At 43.7% G+C, this 19,874-nt stretch carries 18 protein-coding genes; all 18 read right to left on the bottom strand.

All coding sequences use genetic code 11. From position 1 onward, the window contains the following. Positions 1-36: 36 nt before the first annotated feature. Positions 37-1,206 (bottom strand): proline dehydrogenase family protein, encoded by a 1,170-nt coding sequence (locus F7R58_RS04660; RefSeq protein ID WP_158063781.1) that lies wholly within the window; start codon positions 1,204-1,206, stop codon positions 37-39. Between the two features lie 54 nt (positions 1,207-1,260). After that, positions 1,261-2,154, bottom strand: a complete 894-nt coding sequence (locus tag F7R58_RS04655) for a UbiA family prenyltransferase (RefSeq protein WP_158063780.1) — start codon at positions 2,152-2,154, stop codon at positions 1,261-1,263. A gap of 47 nt (positions 2,155-2,201) precedes the next feature. Continuing rightward, complete coding sequence (locus F7R58_RS04650; RefSeq protein ID WP_158063779.1) at positions 2,202-3,131, bottom strand: mevalonate kinase; 930 nt, start codon at positions 3,129-3,131, stop codon at positions 2,202-2,204. Between the two features lie 104 nt (positions 3,132-3,235). After that, positions 3,236-4,726, bottom strand: coding sequence for an MFS transporter (locus F7R58_RS04645; RefSeq protein ID WP_158063778.1), 1,491 nt, complete (start codon positions 4,724-4,726; stop codon positions 3,236-3,238). 94 nt (positions 4,727-4,820) lie between these two features. Continuing rightward, the gene (locus F7R58_RS04640) at positions 4,821-6,002 is read right to left on the bottom strand and encodes an acetyl-CoA C-acyltransferase (protein WP_158063777.1); all 1,182 of its coding nucleotides are present in this window, start codon (positions 6,000-6,002) and stop codon (positions 4,821-4,823) included. 121 nt (positions 6,003-6,123) lie between these two features. Then, complete coding sequence (locus F7R58_RS04635) at positions 6,124-7,209, bottom strand: hypothetical protein (protein WP_158063776.1); 1,086 nt, start codon at positions 7,207-7,209, stop codon at positions 6,124-6,126. A 170-nt stretch (positions 7,210-7,379) separates the two neighbouring features. Then, entirely contained in the window at positions 7,380-8,165 is a 786-nt protein-coding gene (locus F7R58_RS04630) for a hypothetical protein (RefSeq protein ID WP_229723848.1), read from the bottom strand. A gap of 19 nt (positions 8,166-8,184) precedes the next feature. Further along, a complete protein-coding gene (locus F7R58_RS04625; protein WP_158063775.1) occupies positions 8,185-9,444 on the bottom strand; it encodes a nucleoside permease in 1,260 nt (419 codons plus the stop codon). Positions 9,445-9,457: 13 nt separating this feature from the next. After that, positions 9,458-10,054: a bifunctional nuclease family protein gene (locus F7R58_RS04620; RefSeq protein ID WP_158063774.1), complete on the bottom strand. Its 597-nt coding sequence runs from the start codon at positions 10,052-10,054 to the stop codon at positions 9,458-9,460. Positions 10,055-10,161: 107 nt separating this feature from the next. After that, the gene (locus tag F7R58_RS04615; RefSeq protein WP_158063773.1) at positions 10,162-11,109 is read right to left on the bottom strand and encodes an electron transfer flavoprotein subunit alpha/FixB family protein; all 948 of its coding nucleotides are present in this window, start codon (positions 11,107-11,109) and stop codon (positions 10,162-10,164) included. Between the two features lie 32 nt (positions 11,110-11,141). Next, complete coding sequence (locus F7R58_RS04610) at positions 11,142-11,888, bottom strand: electron transfer flavoprotein subunit beta/FixA family protein (protein WP_158063772.1); 747 nt, start codon at positions 11,886-11,888, stop codon at positions 11,142-11,144. Positions 11,889-12,010: 122 nt separating this feature from the next. Beyond that, positions 12,011-12,718: an SDR family oxidoreductase gene (locus F7R58_RS04605; protein WP_158063771.1), complete on the bottom strand. Its 708-nt coding sequence runs from the start codon at positions 12,716-12,718 to the stop codon at positions 12,011-12,013. A gap of 207 nt (positions 12,719-12,925) precedes the next feature. Continuing rightward, positions 12,926-14,215, bottom strand: a complete 1,290-nt coding sequence (locus F7R58_RS04600) for a T9SS type A sorting domain-containing protein (protein WP_158063770.1) — start codon at positions 14,213-14,215, stop codon at positions 12,926-12,928. 194 nt (positions 14,216-14,409) lie between these two features. After that, complete coding sequence (locus F7R58_RS04595; protein WP_158063769.1) at positions 14,410-15,468, bottom strand: T9SS type A sorting domain-containing protein; 1,059 nt, start codon at positions 15,466-15,468, stop codon at positions 14,410-14,412. A 191-nt stretch (positions 15,469-15,659) separates the two neighbouring features. Then, positions 15,660-16,580: a T9SS-dependent choice-of-anchor J family protein gene (locus F7R58_RS04590; RefSeq protein WP_158063768.1), complete on the bottom strand. Its 921-nt coding sequence runs from the start codon at positions 16,578-16,580 to the stop codon at positions 15,660-15,662. 130 nt (positions 16,581-16,710) lie between these two features. Continuing rightward, positions 16,711-18,093 carry a dipeptidase gene (locus tag F7R58_RS04585; protein WP_158063767.1) on the bottom strand — a complete coding sequence of 461 codons (1,383 nt, stop codon included), beginning with the start codon at positions 18,091-18,093 and terminating at the stop codon, positions 16,711-16,713. A gap of 318 nt (positions 18,094-18,411) precedes the next feature. Further along, complete coding sequence (locus tag F7R58_RS04580; RefSeq protein ID WP_158063766.1) at positions 18,412-18,660, bottom strand: hypothetical protein; 249 nt, start codon at positions 18,658-18,660, stop codon at positions 18,412-18,414. 65 nt (positions 18,661-18,725) lie between these two features. After that, complete coding sequence (locus F7R58_RS04575) at positions 18,726-19,862, bottom strand: class I SAM-dependent methyltransferase (RefSeq protein ID WP_158063765.1); 1,137 nt, start codon at positions 19,860-19,862, stop codon at positions 18,726-18,728. Positions 19,863-19,874 lie beyond the last annotated feature (12 nt).

The raw sequence follows: 19,874 nt of genomic DNA, 5'->3' as shown, positions 1-19,874 counted from the left end.
GCTCAATTTTATAAATTACTTAAGTTGATGCTATATCTAACTGCCTTTTCTTCTTTCCAGCTCTTTAGAGATAAGTGCCAGCTCACGGCCTGTCTGTCCTGCTACCGAAGTATTTTCCTGAGCCCGGCGTGTAAGGTAAGGAACGACATCTCGTACGGGTCCGTAAGGCAGATATTTAGTGGCGTTGTACTTATTTTCGCCTAAATAATAAGTAATATTATCACTCATGCCGTACAGCTGGCCAAAGTGAATTTTCCCGTAATCATTTGGCAGTGACCGGTCTCGCATCCTATCCATGACCAGCTCCGTAGACTTTTCATTATGTGTACCGAAAAAGGCGGAAACGCGGTCGGTGTTCTTCATTACAAAGTCGATGGCAGCGTTAAAATTATCATCGGTAGACTGTTTGTCAGGCTGTATAGGATCCGGATAGTTCATCTCTGCGGCGCGGGCTCTCTCCTTTTCCATGTAGGCACCGCGAACAAATTTATAACCCAGGTAATAGTTTCCTTCCGTAGCCCGTTTCAGGTCCTGCGCCAGATATTCCAGCCGTCCGGTGCGGTACATCTGAATGGTATTCCAGACGATGGCTTTTTCCTGGTTAAACCTGGACATCATATCATTAACAAGATCATCCACAGCGGTCTGTATCCAGGTTTCCTCGGCATCAATCATGATGACTACATCTTTCTCATACGCCAGGCGGCAAACGTTTTCATAACGCTTAACCACGCGTGCCCACTCTTCCTTTTCACTGGTCGTCAGTTCCGTTCCGGCCTGGATTTCCTGATAAATGCCCAGACGTCCAAATGCGGTAGGTTTAAAAACCACGAAAGGAATCGCCGGATTACCTTCGGCAAAATTAATGTTGTGCTTAATCTCCTCACAGGTAAGATCAAAAGTCGCTTCATCCTCTTTTCCTTCAATTGCATAATCGAAGATGCTTCCTATATGGTGTTTGTATAACTTGTCAACAACCTGCAGGCTTTTCTCACGGGTCTCGCCCCCGGCAAACTGCTCGAAGAGAGTGGTACGTACAATGCCTTCCACAAGGGGAAATCTGTTGTGAATGGTGAAGTTGAGAGCTTTTATACCTAAACTTGTAAGCGTAGGATGCTCAATGGCTTTAAACATCCAGTAGGCTTTTCGGAGCTGGTCGGTGGATTTATCCTGAAAAGCAATCTTTGTATCGTTGAAGATGGACATAAAATGGGTGGAATTATTACGCAAATTTAACAATAGTTTGCGGTATAAAAAAGGTTAATGCTTCAATATAATCCCGTCTGCAAGCATAGCCAGTATGCCCACGAAAATCCAGATCCGCAGCGTATTAAGTGCATAGGACCGGGACCTCTCTCTTTTGAGCTTCATTTGGAAAAAAACTGCTGCCAATACAATCAGGCCCAGGAGAAAATACCAGCCCATAACCCGCTCCAGCCCAAGCCAGTCCGTAATAATCAGTGAAACACCAAAGGTGAATCCCAGGAGGACGGAAATGACTGCTGTTGTAGTTTTTTCGTTGAAATGGTTGGGAATGGTCATATATCCGAATAGCCGGTCCGCTTTTTTTGTGAGGGTATCCTTTATGATGTCCGTAAGCAGCAACATAAGGGTCAGATAAAGCGCCATCATAAAAATCTGAACGGAAAAAGTACGGTAGTAAACCAGCATCCCAAAAAAAGGATACAGTGTAAGCGCTACGAATGTGACATTGTTAATGACAAGCATTCGGCTAAGGCGGTGACTGTACAGCCACATCAGGAACTGGTAAATGAGGAAGAAGATTACAACCCGCGCTGAGATAAGCAGTGCGATACCCAGCGACAGCGTATTAAGGATCAGATAAGCATACAGAAAATACTTCTGTTTCAGGAAAGCCTGCAGCCTGCTCCGGAAAGGTTTCACCAGGCGGTCCTTCTCGCGGTCATAAAACTGATTGATGATGCCACCTGCCAGAATGCTGAGTAAACTGCAGAAGATAATAGCGTGCACACGAAAATCAAAAACAAAGGCACGCAGACTTTCTTCCTGGTTAAACAGAAAAAATGTGGAGACATACAGCGCAAAAGCCAGCAGGACAGTCATGAAAAAACGCGCTCCCAGAAGGAAGCCCGTCAGCTGTGAAATTCTGTAGATTACAGGTTTTTTTTTCATAAACAGTCAGAGGGCAAGCCGGTAATCATAAAAAATCAGGTTGATGATCAGAATCTGTAAATCACTTCTTTATTAAAGCCACTCAGCATCTTTTCGGCTTCTTCGTAATCCCGGGTAAATCCAAGGATGTAACCGCCGCCGCCGCTGCCGCACAGTTTAAGATAGTATGCGTTGGTGTCTATACCTTTCTTCCAGATATTATAAATGCTCTCAGGAATCATTGGTTTAAAATGCTCGTAGGCCCAAACTGAAAGATTCTTCAGGTTTTTGAAGAACGGATTCATTTCCTTTTTCAGGAAAGCATCAATACAGGCATTGTTATAGCGGATAAACTCCTCGCGGAGTGTTTTACGGAAGCCTTCGGTTTTCATTTTCTCAAAGAATATCTGCACCATAGGGCCGGTCTCTCCTACCATGCCGCTGTCGATCAGGAAAATGGCGCCTTTTCTGTCATCTGTACTGGCCGGAATGGTAACCTTGTCTACACTCTCCCGGTTCTCAATAAGTATAGGCAGATTCATATAACAGATCAGCGGATCGATACCGGAACTGGTGCCGTGGAAATAACTTTCCAGGATACCAAAAACCTTTTTCAGGTCTTTCAGCTGGTCTTTGGAAATACTGTCGGGATGATACTTTGTAAGCGAATATCTTTCAAAAATTGCCGCAACCAGGGCACCGGAACTTCCCACACCATATCCCTGCGGTATATTACTGTCAAAGAACAGGTTGTTGTCAAGGTCTTTTTGAAATGCCTCAAGGTCAAGCTGATATCCATCCGGCAGTATAACCGTGTTCAGATAAGAAGCATAAAGCCTAAGGTGTTCATTGGATTTTTTCTCAAAATCTGTAGGTAATGCTGAAAACTTAAGGGTACCCTTATAGAAACTGTAAGGCACTGTAAGCCCCTGAGAATCCTCGATGATACCGTATTCACCGAAGAGAAGGATTTTCGCGTAAAATAAAGGATTCGTCATATTAAATTAAGGATCACATTTCCAATTGCAAAGATACAAAAAGCAGAGTGATTTTCTGCTAAGCATTTAGCAAAAGGCAAGCCACAAAATTATCAGTGTCTAAACTATAAAACTTCTTTATCCGTATTCACCTGGATCTTCATGAATCTGATAAGAATAAGTCCGACGGCGAAAAACAGGGTCATTGAAAGCGCGGCATACCGCATATTGTCGAACCTGTCTATCAGGGTAGCAAAAATGAAGGTTCCTAAAATAATGGCCAGTTTTTCCAAAACATCATAAAAACTGAAATATGTGGTATTGTCATTGCTCTCCTCCGGCAGTAATTTGGAGTAAGTGGAGCGTGACATGGCCTGCAGACCACCCATTACCAGACCTACAATTGCTGCAACACCGTAGAACTGATATTCTACATATGGATTTTCCTTGTTCAGGAAGTAAGCAGAAAGACAGGCCACCATCCAGAGGATTACAGCTATTGAGATTACATTTTTGTTTCCGATCCGGCGTGAAAGCCTGGAGAATATAACAGCGCCAATGATGGCTTCAATCTGAATAATAAGCAGCGTGGCAATAAGCTTACCCTGTTCCAGGTTGATTTCGCTTTTACCGAAAAGTGTTGCCATGAGGAAGATGGTCTGCATACCCACACTGTAAAAGAAAAAACTGGAAAGGAAATATTTCAGGTTGGCATCTTTAAAAAGTGTACGCCCCACCTTAAAAAGCTCATTAAAACTCTCTTTGGCAACATCCAGATAAAAATTGATATTGTCTTTCAGCACCTCAAAAAATCCACCCTGCTCTTCGTGTTTTTTGAAGATATTCTTATAGTTCAGCAGCACCAGATCCTTGGGTAGCTGATCTTTGATCAAGCCAAACTGCGGCAGATGGCGGAAGGTATACTGTGCAAAACCAAACCACCAGGCACCTGTAAGCAGGAATGAAATCCGGGTATAAAGTTTTGCCTGTTCCGCATCTTTAGCAAGCACCTGAATCAATATAAGACAGATAATGACCAAAACTACGGATCCGATATACCCGTAAACATAACCGCGGGCCGACAGTGCATCCTGTTTGTCACGTGTGGCAATATCCGGCAGGAAGGAATTGTAGAAAACCAAACTGCCCCAAAAGCCCACGCTGGCAGTTATGCTGAAAAGAAGTCCCAAAAAGACATTGTTCATACCGGTGAACATGGCCAAACCCATACATGAGGTGGCACCCAGGTAGCAGAAGAACTGCAGGAAGGACTTTTTATTCCCAATCGTATCAGCCAGTGATGACAGGAAGGGTGAAAGCAGTACTACAATAAAGAAGGAAATGGTGAGGGAATAACCATAAACAGCGTCGGGATGGTAACTTTCGCCGAAAACAGTAATCTGGTTTCTAACCGGGACCATTATGTACTCACCGGTTTCTTCAACAAAAACCTTTTTTTCCGTTATCGTGGTCAGTATCGCATAATAGATGGGAAATATGGTAGAAGTAATTACCAGTGAATAAACCGAATTAGCCCAGTCATAAACCGCCCAGGCTTTCATGATTTTCGGATTGTTCTTGATCCTTTTGGTCGTGGTCAGATTTGTTTCCTGCATGGAGATGAAATATTAACAAAAATAAAGAAACCATTAAGAATACGGTTTAAATTAACTGTATTTCTTAATGGTTTAATGAAATTTAAAGTGCCTCTTACTGCATGTTTTCGATAACGATAGCTGATGCTCCACCGCCACCGTTACAGATAGCTGCAGCACCGTACTTACCACCGTTTTGCTTCAGAACATTAATCAGTGTCACGATGATTCTGGAACCTGAACTTCCCAGTGGGTGACCCAAAGATACGGCACCACCGTTTACATTCACCTTAGCTTCATCCAGTCCCAGGATTTTATTGTTGGCAAGTCCTACTACGGAGAATGCCTCGTTAAATTCGAAGAAATCAATATCCGATACCTCCAGACCTGCTTTCTTTAGGGCCACGGGAAGGGCTTTTGCCGGTGCAGTGGTAAACCATTCAGGCTCTTGGGCAGCGTCAGCGTAAGAAACGATTTTAGCCAGAGGCTTAAGCCCCAGCTCATTCATCTTCTCACCGGACATCAGGATAAGTGCGGAAGCACCATCATTAAGTGTTGAAGCATTAGCTGCTGTTACTGTACCGTTCTCTTTCTGGAAAACCGTTGGCAAAGTGGCGATTCGGTCGAAATTTACCGATTTATATTCTTCGTCCTCAGCAAAGATAACAGGCTCTCCTTTTCTTTGCGGGATCTCCACAGGAACCACTTCATCACTGAATTTGCCGTCGGCCCAGGCCTGTGCGGAACGCTTGTAGGACTGAACCGCAAAATTGTCCTGATCTTCGCGCGAAAACTGATGTTCTGCAGCACATTTTTCTGCACAAACACCCATATGTACTTTGTTGTACACGTCGGTAAGCCCATCCAGTACCATACCGTCCTGCATCTTTACATCGCCCAGTTTAGTTGCATTCCTGGCATTAAAATAATGAGGAACTGCTGACATATTCTCCATACCACCGGCAACAATAATGTCCTGATCGCCGGCTTTAATGGACTGCGCACCCATCATTACAGCTTTCATACCGGAAGCGCAAACTTTATTGATGGTTGTTGAAGGGGTTTCGTTGGAAAGTCCAGCCCCCAAAGCCGCCTGACGTGCAGGTGCCTGACCTTCGCCGGCCTGCAGCACATTACCCATATATACTTCCTGAACCTGCTTTGGATCCAGGTTAATCTTATCCAATGTTCCTTTGATTGCTGCAGCACCAAGTTTTGGAGCCGGAACCGTGGAAAGGCTTCCCATAAAACTTCCGATTGGTGTTCTTGCAGCAGATACGATGAATACTTCTTTCATTTTGTTAAATTATTTGATTGACGGCAGTAAAGACAGCCATTTTATTGATTTTAAGAAGCCGCAAATTACGAAAAAAAACACACTCGTCCGGAGTGTGTTTTTCATGAGTTTAAACGGCCGGTTAAAGTGTGATATTCACGAATTCCACACCAACCTGAAGACCGAATTTGTTATTAAGCTGTGTGTCTTTTTCAAAAATGGGCGTAAAATCCTTCTTTAAGAACAGATGAATACCGCCGTAACCGAGACTGAATTTACCGCCGAAAAGAAATGGGCTCACACCGTCAGTCACTCTTTCCTGTACCACAATTTTGTTACTGACATCGGAGGAATACCGGTATTTGATCCGGTTGCCAACTTTGACTCCTCCGTAAATGCCCAGACCCACACGGAATTGGCTCTTTGTTGCGTCCAGATATTCTGTACCTTCGTGCTCCAGGTACTTGGGATTTAATACAAAGTTGACGCCCACAGGAACTTCAATATAATCAACGGCTAAATTGGAGTATTTTATTTTTCCAGCTTCAAATGGAGCGATGTAAAGATAGTCTTCGGTCTGTGCGAACACGCGATCCGGGCCCAGATCGTAAATGTCTTCCCTGAAACCTAAACCATAGTTGATGAACAAAGGGCTTTTATAATTTCCTAACTGATTCTCACGGCGCAGCACAAAATTCCAGGAAATGCTCTGTCCCAGGCGAACCTCAGATTCATCATTAAAAAAATTAAACGGGGCATCGCTGTTGGTTAAGGTGGGTATACCAATGCTTACAGCCAGATCAGAACTGTTCAGTAAATCTCTTGGATGTTTACTTTTTTTAGTTGCATGTTTTACACTCACACTAACTTCTGAAGTTTCGGACTCTTGATCAGTGTCTGAATTTTGCATTGCAGAAGCTAAAACATCGTCAGTAATCTCATCCAATGCTTCCCTTTCGGCATTCACTTTTTCGCGAAGGCTCTGCTCATAGCGGTCCGCAATTTCCTTACGGGTTTTCTGCTTTTCAGCTTCAGTAATTTTGCCTTCCTTATATTCTGAATCCAAACTGTTAAACTCGGCATTCATTTTCATCTTTTCGGCTGCAACTATACTGTCTACATTAGCCGCATGCTCTTTCATCTTTTGACCGAGCGTTGGAGTTTCCTGAGCAAACAGCACCGCAGAAACTGACAGCGCTATTCCCGAAAGTAAAATTCTTGTGTTCATCGTGGTTATTATTGTTTTTTAGTTTATGTTACTTATTTAAAGTTGTGCTTAAGGATATAAACACACTCATCCACCGGCAAAAAGTTATCTGCCCATTATTTGTCTTAACTCTATATTGAAAAAACACACCTGTGTAAGCGTGTTTTCAATAAAGAATTTCAGGAAGAGATTCAGCCTTTGGCTTCTTCGGTCATTTTTGTATACTGGAATACCAGCCAGCTGAAATAGTCCCACTTCACTGATTCTGCAGGATACTTTGCCATAAATTCTTTGTTATCGCCAAAGAGGAAATTGTAATGCTCTTCAAAATCCGCTTTCTTCAGCCAGATCACACGGTCACCTTTTCTCACATAAAATGATTTGGTTACTCCGCCGCCTACCTGAGGGCTGCTGATTGGTCCCATAGAAAAAGATACACCGGTAGTTTCTGAGGCCACAGGATCTGCATAAACCTCAATAATGCTGCTGAAATCGGGGTTGATAAGCTGCATCAGGTATTCCTTTTCAGCTTTTTTATTTTTCAGGGAAACAGTCTGGTTACGCAGATAAACCTCATCTTTCTCTGTTATTTTCGAAGGGCTTTTCCTGCTCCAGTTACTGATCTTGTTGAAATAGTTGGCTGTACGCATCCCTTTTTCAAAACCGGAAACAGGCAGGTACATCTCCGCAATATCCTCTGCCTTATAAGTTTCATCTTTACCGGTAGCAGTATTTCTGATCTTTACGGAATAGATCTGGCCTTTTTTGCGGTCCATATCGCGGGCGTTTCCCTTTACATTCCCGGCATCTTTTAAAATGATCCGTGTTTCCTTTTTTGGCGAGAATCCGGTGAACATTTCCCCGAACATGTAGTTGTCCATCTCCTTGATTTCTTCCTTACTGTATTTCACTTTTTGGGCGAAGGACAGACCGGAAACCAGCATCAGTGTGAGTGCTGTTAATTTAAGTTTCATCATGATTATGTGTTTTTCAGGTTTAGTGTTTTACAGCGCCCAGCGCTTCTGGGTTATGTTTATGCTTGAAAAATACGGCAAAGAGAATGGCCACTACGAGTGAGTAAAGTGCGAATGCAAGCCAGATCTCATGCCACATTTTGCCACCGTCCGGGTAGGTAAAATATTTCTGGATCATCCAGCCACTTACCAAACTGCCCATTATAGCTCCAAAGCCGTTCGTCATCATCATAAAAAGTCCCTGTGCAGATGAACGGATCTTATAATCAGTAGTGGTTTCTACAAAAAGTGACCCTGAAATATTAAAGAAATCGAAGGCCATACCGTAAACGATGCATGAAAGGATAATAAGCCCCAAACCGAAACCTACCGGAACACCATAGGCAAACAGACCAAAACGAAGCACCCAGGCAAACATTGAGAACAGCATTACATTTTTGATACCGAACCGTTTCAGGAAAAATGGAATCGCAAGAATGAAAAGAGTTTCGGATATCTGCGAAATCGACATGATCAGCGTGGATCTTTTCACTACAAAACTGTCCGCATATTCCGGGATTTTCCCAAAATCCGACAGGTAGGTGTCTCCATACATATTGGTAAGTTGCAGCGCGGCACCCAGGAACAGTGAAAACAGGAAGAAAAGGGCCATTTTATAATCCTTCAGCAGCGAAAAGGCATTGAGTCCCAACTTTTCAGACAGCGAAGCGTCTTTTGAGATTAAGTTCTGTGGCGGGCACTTAGGCAGGGTAAATGCATAAATTCCCAGTAGGACTGCAAAAACAGCAGCAATATAGAACTGGTTTCCTGAATCCTTATTACCCGAAAGGTTGGTGATCCACATAGCCACAATAAAACCAATGGTCCCCCACACACGGATAGGCGGAAACACCTTTACCACATCATAATTATTGTTCTTCAGAATATAGTATGCAATTGAGTTCGAAAGTGAAATCGTGGGCATATAAAACATCATTGCCAATAACATAACCCAGAAGAATTGATCCGGTGTTGTTATCTGAGGCAGGAAAAACAGGGTGATGCCGTAAAGGATATGCAGAATTCCGTATAGCCTTTCAGCATTCATCCAGCGGTCTGCAATAATTCCGGTTAACGCCGGCATGATGATGGAGGCAATTCCCAAAGTGGCAAAAACTTTTCCGAATTCTTCGCCACCCCACTGTTTTGTACCAAACCAGTACACACCAATGGTGATAAGCCAGGCTCCCCACACAAAAAACTGCAGAAAACTCAGGACGGTGAGTCTTAATTTTAAATTCATAAAAATAGTATGATTATTCAATTTTCTTTTTCCTCCTCTTGATCTCCTCCTGAATTTCCATGGCGGTATCAAAATCCTCATCCTTCACCGCATCTTCCAGCAGTTTCTGAAGGTCATCCATAGAGAGTGAGCTCAGCGACTGATCGGCCACCAAATCACTGAATTCGGGATCTTCGGACTGCTTTTCTTCTATTTCAAGCAGGATTCCGGCTTCACTAAGAACCTCTTCAGTTGTAAATATAGGCGCATCAAAACGTACGGCCATAGCTACGGCATCTGAAGTTCGGGCATCCAGGACCACGGCCTGCCCCGTTTCTTCATTCAGAAGATTTATATTTGAAAAGAAAACACCGTCTACAATCTGATAGATGATGACGGAAGCAATAGAATGCTTTGTGTCTGTTATAAACTTGGCGAACAGGTCATGCGTTAAAGGTCGGGGCGGATGAATGTCCTTCTCAAGACCCAAAGAGATGGACTGTGCCTCAAAATTTCCAATCACCACCGGAAGTTTCACATTGGTTTCTTCATGCTCCAGCAGCAGCGCATAGGCCCCAGACTGGGTCTGGCTGTATGAAATTCCGCGTATGACGAGTTGCTTTAAATCCATAAGCACAAATATAATTAAATTTAGTATTCATTCTGAAACTTTGGTTTCAGGCCAACAAATAAAAAAGTCCGGACTCAGCCGGACTCTGTCTGTAAGAAGGGTTTAATCTACCCTTTCAATGCTTTAATTTTCTCTGTAAGCGCAGGAATGATCTGGAAAGCATCGCCCACTACTCCATAATCTGCCGATTTGAAGAAAGGCGCTTCTGCATCACTATTAATCACAACAATCGTCTTGGAAGAGTTTACCCCTGCCAAGTGCTGTATCGCTCCAGAAATCCCTACAGCGATATAAAGGTTAGGCGCAATTGCCTTACCGGTTTGCCCCACGTGCTCGGAGTGAGGTCTCCAGCCAATGTCGGACACTGGTTTTGAGCAGGCTGTAGCGGCATCCAAAGTGTTCGCCAGATCCTCAATCATTCCCCAGTTTTCCGGACCTTTCATTCCGCGGCCTGCTGATACTACAACTTCAGCTTCTTTTAGGTCCAGTTTACCGGAGCTCTGTTCGTGCGACAGAACCTTAGTATCTTCGTTTGCAATCGTCAGGTCTTTTACTTCCTCGGTTCCTGCCACAGCATTTTCCTTTACACCGAAAGCATTCTGGGAAACAGTGATTATCACACCCTGCCCCTCAGCCTTTGCATGCATGTAACCCTTTCCGGAAAAAGCTTTTCTTTTCACCTGAAACGGAGATGTGCTTTCCGGAGCCTCAAGTACATTGGTAATAAGCGAGAAATCTTTCATCACCGCCAGCATGGGTGCTACCGAAGAAGCATCTGTAGTGTGTGGAAATACAATCACATTTCCGTCTGCCACTGCGTTCATTGCCTCGGCATAAGCACGCGCACTGAAATTCTTAAGTCCGTCATCTTTTATGTTGATGACTTTATCTGCACCATATTTATATAATGAATCTGATGCGTCAGTCGGGTTCACGGAAACCGCGGTCACTGTATCGCCCATTTGGTCAGCTACAGCTTTAGCGTAGGAAACAGCTTCAAAAGCGGCTTTTTTATAAACTCCGTTTATATTTTCTGCATATACGAATATTGCCATTTTAAATCTTTTTAAAAATTAATTTTTCTGAATTAGATCACCTTTGCCTCTTCGTGCAGCAGTCTTACAAGTTCGTCAATATTATCCGGTGATACCATTTTTACCGCAGCTCTTGGCGGTACGGAATCGTAAGAAACACCCTGTACTTTTACCTGAGCAGAAGTACCTTCCTGTACGTTTAAAGGTTTTGTCCTTGCCGACATAATACCTCTCATGTTTGGTATAATAAGCTCTTTCTCGTCTACCATACCTTTCTGACCGGCAATCACCGCAGGTAACTTTACCGAAATAGTTTCCTTACCTCCTTCAATTTCACGGACAGCCTGAGCTTCAGCACCGTTCACTTCCAGACCAACGCAGGCGTTCACGAATGGCCTCTTCAGCAGCTGCGCCACCATTCCGGGAACTGCGCCACCATTATAATCAATGGATTCCCTTCCGCAAAGGATAAGGTCGTAACCACCCGCTTCAGCAACAGCAGCTATTTCCTTCGCTACCGAAAAACTGTCCTTTGGCTCAGCGTTAATCCTAACCGCATCGTTTGCACCAATAGCAAGCGCTTTGCGGATTACAGGCTCAGTGCCGGCATCACCTACATTAAGTACCGTTACCGTAGCACCCTGCGATTCCTGCAGCTTCACCGCCTTGGTTAATGCAAACTCGTCCAGAGGATTGATTACCCACTGGATCCCGTTTTTGTCCAGCGCGGACTTGTCTGCTGTAAAATTAATCTTGGAAGTAGTATCCGGAACACTACTGATACACACTAATATTTTCATGTTGAAAGTTATTTATGGATTTAGAACCTGAGGGCTCTGGTTATGAAGTTTATTTTGGCTAAGATAAAAAAAATAAATATTATGCATGCATAGCACTATGCGGAATAATATTTATCGCATAATTAACTGTTTGGTTTAGAGGGTCTAATCTCAATCTTACTCGGTAAGGTGCGCGGATTCATTTTTAGAATATCCATTATGAGTTCACCCAAATCTTTGGGCTGGATCTTCCAGGCATCTTTTTCCGATGGTTCGTTTCCGTTAAAGTTGGTGGATACTGATCCCGGCATAATGGTGGACACTTTAATATTGTACTTACGCAAATCGATCATGGCGGCCTGCGTAAAACCTACCGCACCGAATTTTGAAGCGTTGTAACCGGCACCGTTTTCAAAGAAGTTGGTTCCGGCCAAACTTGAGATGGTAATATAATAGCCTTCCGTTTTCTTTAGCTCATCTACAGAGGCTTTAAGAGTGTGGAATATACCTGTCAGATTGGTTTCTATCATGCTGTTCCAGTCCTCCAGTTCCATTTGGTCTATCGGTTTGAATACTCCCAGACCCGCATTAGCGATCACATAATCCAGTCTGCCGAATTTATTGATGATTTCGGCCACGGCCTGCTGCTCGTCCGCAAAATTCCGAACGTCTGAAGCAATGCCGAATGCCATTGTACCGTCATCAGAAAGGATTTTCGCCGCCTCTTCAGCATCTTCCTGTTTTCTGCCGGAAACCGCTACTCTGATTCCGTTTTTTATTAAAACTTCGGCGATACCGAAACCAATACCTTTGGTTCCGCCCGTTATATAGGCCACTTTATCTTCGAACATAATATAAATTTTGGTGGCCTAAAGATAAGAAAAAGGCCGCAAGCGGCCGGTCATCATGTGCTAATATTTTACAGGACAGCTTTCAGCCTTTCAAGTCCAAAATCTGAGAAGTACTATTTATCAATGCTACTGAACCAAATTTGCTCTCTCTCTGACATGAAAGCAAAAAAAACGCCCCATATAGGGGCGATTAATTGTCTGGAAACTCTACTTTATAATAATCTTTTCAGAAAATTTACCATTATCGGTTTCCACAACAAGCATGTAGACACCGGCCTGCAACGAACTTACATCTGCTGCATCTCCGTCCGTCTTAATTACCATGCGTTTTCCTGAAAGATCATAAACCGATATCCCGCTCAACTTTCCTTTGTAGCGGATATTCAGAATATCCGTTGCAGGATTTGGATAAACGGCAATCTGACCCTCATTAGGCTTTACATCTTTTACTGCGAGGATGCCAGCAAGCTTATAAATTCCGCCGGAGGTGGGTGTAGTACTGAAACTGCCGCCCCATATTGATGTTGCATTTAAAGCAGCAACACTAACAAAAGCGTTGGCATTTTCAATAGGTGTCCACGTACTGCCGCCATTATAACTGATGTTTGAACCGTCGCCATTACCCACGGCAACAAGCGTATTTGTAGTACCGGGAACATAAACGATACCGTTTGACTGTGGTATTGTAGCCAGGGTTGTCCAGCTTGTTCCGCCATTTGTTGTGCCTCTTACAATGCCATTATTATCCAGAATCCAGCCTGTAGAAGCGTCTTTCAATGCAATCGTCCCACTGGAAGCGGTTCCGCCAAAATCGGTAATAGGCGTTGAAACAACGGTCCAGGTAAGTCCTTTGTCTGCCGATTTGAAAATTCTGCCCTTGTTTGTACCTGCCCATATATTATCACCTGCAACGGCACGGTTATGTACATACCCGTACTCACCTGATTGAGTTGGGGGTACAGAAGAACTTGTAAGTTTGGTCCAGTTGGTTCCGCCATTAGATGTTACATAGATTTCCATTAAAGTTCCTGTGGGATCACCCATGGTTACTCCGTTATTGGCGTCCCAGAAATGGACAACATTTACAAAAGAAGCAGCCAAATTGTAGGAGGCTGTAGTTTGCTTGGTCCAGGTGCTTCCGCCGTCTGTTGTTTTCCAGACACCTCCACCGGCACCCCCGGCAGTTGGCGTAGCAGTAACCCAGGCAGTTGTGCCGGAAACAGCTGTTAGATCGGACACCAGATAAGAGGAGTTTCCAATGTTTATTGATCCCGGGGTCCATGTTGTACCACTGTTAACAGTCTTTGAGAAAGTCTGGAAATTAGCTGCTGTAGCAGATCCGTCATAGCCCAAAGCCCAAACTGTGTTGGCGTCGACTATTCTAACCGGGTTTGCACCCGTTGAAGGTTGAAGAAACCCGGTATTCTGCTGAGTCCAGGTCTGTGCGCCTAAACCTATTGAGGCGGCAGCAATAATGGGAAGTAAAAAGTTTTTCATATAAATGTAAATTATTTACAGTAAATGTATATAATTATTCATTTACTTACTACTTTACCAAACTATTTTTATAAAAAAAAACACCTCCTGGTGGAGGTGCCTTTATATATATTTAAATCCCATAACTACACATATAATCTGCATAAAAAAAAGCGCTCCTTTACAGAAGCGCTTTCAATTGTAAATACAACAGTTTATTTCTTAATAAATTTCTCCGTAGATATACCGTCTTTAGTCTCAACATTGATCAAATATGTTCCTACGGGAAGAGCGCTTACATCTACTTTGTCGCCATCAACATTTACTTTGATACTTCTACCAGACATATCTATTACAGAAACCGCATTGATTTTGGAGTCGGTTTTCACGTTCAGGATGTCGGAAGTTGGGTTTGGATAAATCGCAAGGTTACCTTTAACATTTACTGTGTTCACCACATCTCCCGTTGAAAGTGATGCTGCATTTCCAAACTGTGCCATGATATTATCTACACCGATTACATTACTGACAGTATTTGTAGCTGACGAATTATTGTAGAAATAAATATCTTCAGCGGTCATTCCTGTGATCAATGAATAACTTGTGCTGGTACTTGATGTAGAACCTGCGCCTGCAGGATGTCTCCAGGTAGAAACACCTGTGGTAGCATTATACTCATAAATAAGAGTATACCACGTATTAGCAGCTAACACTACACCTGGTGCTGCAGCCAGATTAAAGGTATAGGTTACCGGACCCAGTGGAGTGGTCGTAGTAGGTGGAGAGGGTGGTACTAAATTATTAGCGGTTGCAAGTCCGGTTAATGTTTTAGTGGCATAATTATACACATAGCCGCCGATGGTGCGGGATGTTGTTCCATCCATGCCCCAAACTCTCATTTGCGCTGTTCCTGCTCCGGCAGAGTTTCCTGTATACAACTCGAACTTCACCTGTACAATGTTGTTTCCTGTCGCTGCGGTCACGGTAGACAATTGCGCCGCTATACGTCCGTTCAGCGCAGTATCTGTGGCGTTAAAACTATTATATCCCGCGATCTGCAGTGATTTTCCATGCGGCGCATCAATAGTAGTTACCTGATAATCGGCATTAGCGCCCCCTAAAGTAAGCCATCCGTTTTGGCCGGCCGCTGTACCGGCAACATTCGTTCCCAGATTACCCGTTGTTAAAGCGTTAAAATTTTCGTTAAGAATTACCTGTCCAAACATCATCATTGTTGCAGAAGTAAGCAACAGAGAGGATAAAACTTTTTTCATATTTTTTTAATTTCTTTAATTTCCGGCTAATTTAATACAATATTAAGACGTAGGCCAATTTTTATCATATATATTCGTATCGACCTTGAATAACTTGGATGATACAGAAATCATACACCGTTACAGTTTGCGGCTTAGATAGTCTAAGCTTTAAAAATAAAAAAACCGGGCTCGCCCGGTTTTGATTTCAACTATTTCTTAATAAATTTCTGAGATACCTTTCCGTTATCCGTTTCTATATCAATCAGGTATGTACCATCGGCCAAACCTCTCACGTCAACTGCGTCTCCGTCTAATGTTGCAGGTACCTTTCTTCCGCTCATATCATATACAGCGACGGATTGCAATTTATATGCACCGTCAATTTTAAGGAAATCAGTTGCCGGGTTAGGATAAACGGATAATTTATTTCTGGAAACTTCGCCTGTAGCCATCGTAGATCTGGTTACCTGGAAGCTATCAATTCCAATAATATCTGAATTAGTACCAGTTGGTCCGGCGCTGGTTACAAAATATCTAAAAGCGAATTTGACAGGCACCGGTGTTGAGCCAACTCCTGTAATATTAAAAGTATATTGAGTCCAGGTTTGCGGATATACAAAACCTGTAAGCTGATTCGGATTTACAGTAACTCCAAGGTTAGTAAAACTGCCCACATCGGTTGGACCCGTACTTGGCACTACTGTAGTAGCTGCTGAACTGTAGCGAACTTCCAGCCTGTCAGCATAGTCTACTGTCCCGTCAGTTCCTTTTCGGGTGTAAAAAGTTACCACGTCACCATCCTGTACATTTACAGTCGGAGAAATAAGCCAGTTACTTATGGTTCCGGTATTGGTACTCGTATAATTTACCAATGCAAAAGAATTCTGACCCCCTGCCTGTCCGGAAGGAACCCCTCCGATACCACTGCCAAAAATTGAATTGGTCACGGTACTTGCCGTGGTATACGTGGCCTTGCTCCACAATGTAGGAGTGGCAGGAGGCGCTGTACTTTGGTTGGTCCTGGTCCAGTCTGTTCCAAAATCGGTATCGAAACCATAACTGTACACAGTAGTTTGTGCACTTGCAAATGAAAACGCCGCTAAAAAGGCGCAAAGTAAAATTTTTCTCATAATTTTTATATTTTATTTAAGCTAAAACTACTAAATATTATGAGATCGGCAAAATCTTATAACCCATTTATTTTACTAAAAATAAAAAGCCGGCAGATTTTGCCGGCGCAATTACAAGAATTCCAGATTATTATCCTTTCGCATAGTTCTGAAAGAACAGCGGGATACTTTCTATGCCTTTGTAAAAATTATAAAGCCCATAATGTTCGTTAGGCGAGTGAATCGCGTCGGAGGCCAGACCAAAGCCCATCAGTACAGATTTAGCCCCAAGGACTTCTTCAAACATGGCCGTAATCGGGATACTTCCTCCACTGCGGAAGGGCAGCACCTCTGTTCCGAATGCAGTCTCCATGGCTTCTTTGGCCGCTGCAAATTCTTTTGTATCGCTCGGTAAAACGTAAGGCATACCTCCGTGATGTGGGTTCACTTTCACCTTTACATTGGCGGGAGCAATCTTTTCAAAATACTTTGTAAACTTTTCGGTGATCTCCTCCGGAGTCTGATACGGAACCAGTCGCATGGAGATTTTGGCAAAAGCTTTAGACGGAATCACGGTCTTGGCTCCCTCACCAGTATAACCTCCCCAGATTCCGTTGCAGTCTAAAGTAGGACGGATGGAAGTACGCTCCAGCGTGGTGAAACCTTTTTCACCTTCTACTCCGCTAAGGCCGATTGAGGATTTAAAAGCTTCCTGATCGTCCTTCAGTTTGTTCATCAGCGCACGCTCATCTGCGGACACCTCCTCTACATTATCATAAAAACCGTCAATGGTGATGTGACCGTTCTCATCTATGAGGCCGGCAATCATGCGGCTAAGGACATGAATCGGGTTCGGAACCGCTCCGCCATATAATCCGGAATGGAGATCTCTGTTCGGTCCTTCCACCTCTACTTCCACATAGCTCAGGCCGCGCAAGCCTGTAGTCACCGTAGGCTGCTCCGTGGAGTACAGGCTGGTATCAGAAATCAGGATACAGTCGCAGGAAAGTTTTTCCTTGTATTCATTTACAAAATCGCCCAGACTTTTGGAACCCACTTCTTCCTCACCTTCAATGATGAATTTTACGTTGCAGGGTAACGTATTGGTTTTCATCATGGCTTCAAAAGCCTTGATGTGCATGAAGAACTGGCCCTTGTCATCTGCTGCTCCGCGGGCGAAAATGGCCCCCTCCGGATGGAGGTCTGTTTTTTCCACATAAGGTTCAAAAGGCGGTTTGTTCCAGAGTTCGAGCGGATCCGGTGGCTGCACGTCGTAATGACCGTACACCAAAACCGTCGGAAGGTCTTTGCCTATCAACTTTTCGCCATAGACTACGGGGTAGCCTTCGGTCTCGCAAATCTGCACTTCATCTGCACCGGCGTTTCTAAGGTGATCGGCACAAACTTCAGCACATTTCAGGACTTCATCCTTATAAGCAGGATCTGCGGATATAGAGGCAATTTTAAGCAGTTCAAAAAGTTCGTCCAGATAACGTTCTTTGTTTTCGTTAATGTAGTTGAGTGTTTCTTGCATGTTACTTTGAGTTGTGGGGTTGTTGAGGTGTTCAGGTGTTGAGGTGTACAGTCGTAAAACCGTTAAATTGCTAAATTGTTAAAAGCTTAGATGGTTAAATTTGGTGATTGGTGGTTCGTGATGCGGGGTTCGTGATGCGGGGTTCGCGATCCAGAGCTTAGGGTTCGAGGTTCGACACTGTTGCTTGTTGTTTCGTTGCATCCTGCATCTTTGTTCTTTATTCTTTGTTCTTGTTCCTGCTTCCTGCTCTGTAAAAATAAAAAAAATGCCCCGCGTAGGCAAGGCATTGGTCTTTTTCTGTTGAGTGCAGTCTGCGGATTAACGGGTCTGGCCTGTCTGCACATTTGCAGAGTCGCCTATGATTCCGGATTCCGGTGCAGTAGCCAGGGTATCCGTGGCAACAGGCGCTGCAACTGCTGTCTCGGGCAGCGGTGCTCTGTTTTCGTGAGAATCATAACGGTCGGCGCCCTTTTCCAATCTCAAAATGCCCTGATTTCCACCTGCCTGTACTTCCTTACAGCTCATAGCCAAGCCTGCAACAAACAATACCAATACCAATTTTTTCATAATTATAATTCTTCCTGGATTATTGGCACCAAAAATAAGAAATTTTGACTCCTTTAACCAAAATTTTAAACCGATTTCAATATTATTTTACCCTTAACGGACTGCGTAAATATCAGATACCGGCTGCCACCGTCGGAAATCCTGTACTTTTTTCTGATTTGGTCCGGAGTCAAAGGATGGTTCCTGGATACGATATTAAATTTTTCACCCTTTTTTATTGATTTACTTTCCACGGTTTCCACCCGCAGCACTCTGCCGGAGAAATTTTCTATCCGAACCTCGGAGGTGTACAAATGGGTATTCGGATGCAGTTTTTTCAATCCAAATCTTGAAGCTAGAAGGTTGAAAGCGCCGCTCTTCAGGACAGCTGTGCTGGGCAGATACAGAAACTGTTCGGGTTCGGCATACTCCGGTGTGCATTCAGCTTCTTCACCTACCAAAAATTCAAATGCAGGTTCGGCGGTTTCCAGGTTGATAGCTTCAATAACCGGAACTGCTGTGGTATCCGGATGAAGATGAAGCACCAATTCCCTGACTTCGTTGCGTACTGCTATAATCTGTATTTTGCTGATGTTCCGGACAGCATCCAACAAATAGGATATATCAATGAGCGGTGAAAGTTTAATGATGATATGATTTGAAATCCTGAACAAATCTTCCTGAATCTCCATCAGGTTGGGCGAAAGGTCTTCCAGCAGGAATTTTTTGTTCTTATTTTGGTCCCTCCGCGCCGGATCCAGATAAACCAGATCAAATCTCTCACGGTTTCGCTTCAGAAATGATTCCAGCGAACCATCAACGAAATTTGCCTTACGACCCAGAAGCTCCCAATTATGCTTCACTATTTCAATCAGTTCCGGATTTTGTTCAACAAGTGTAATCTCACTGAAATTCTCCGACATAAACCAGGCATCGATACCGAAACCACAGGTAAGGTCCAGAAATTTTTCACCCTTAAGGTCCCGGGCTTTAAACTGACCCGTAGACTGGGAAGAGGCCTGCTCCAGGTTGAGTCCCGGCGGAAACTCTATTCCTTCTTTCAGCAGAAAAGGAAATTTTTTTGTAGCCACTTTGAGACCTTTTACCTGCTGAGCGATTTCCTGCATGGAGTAATCAGGGAACGGGCTCCTGCGCAAAACTAAAGTGGGCAGATCGGTGGCAATATTCGCACGGATGTAATCCTGAATCTCTTTTCTAATCATGATCGATAAAGG

It is taken from the genome of Chryseobacterium sp., assembly GCF_008831505.1.
Classification (GTDB): Bacteria; Bacteroidota; Bacteroidia; order Flavobacteriales; family Weeksellaceae; genus Marnyiella.
This window is presented reverse-complemented; position numbering and strand designations above follow the sequence as displayed.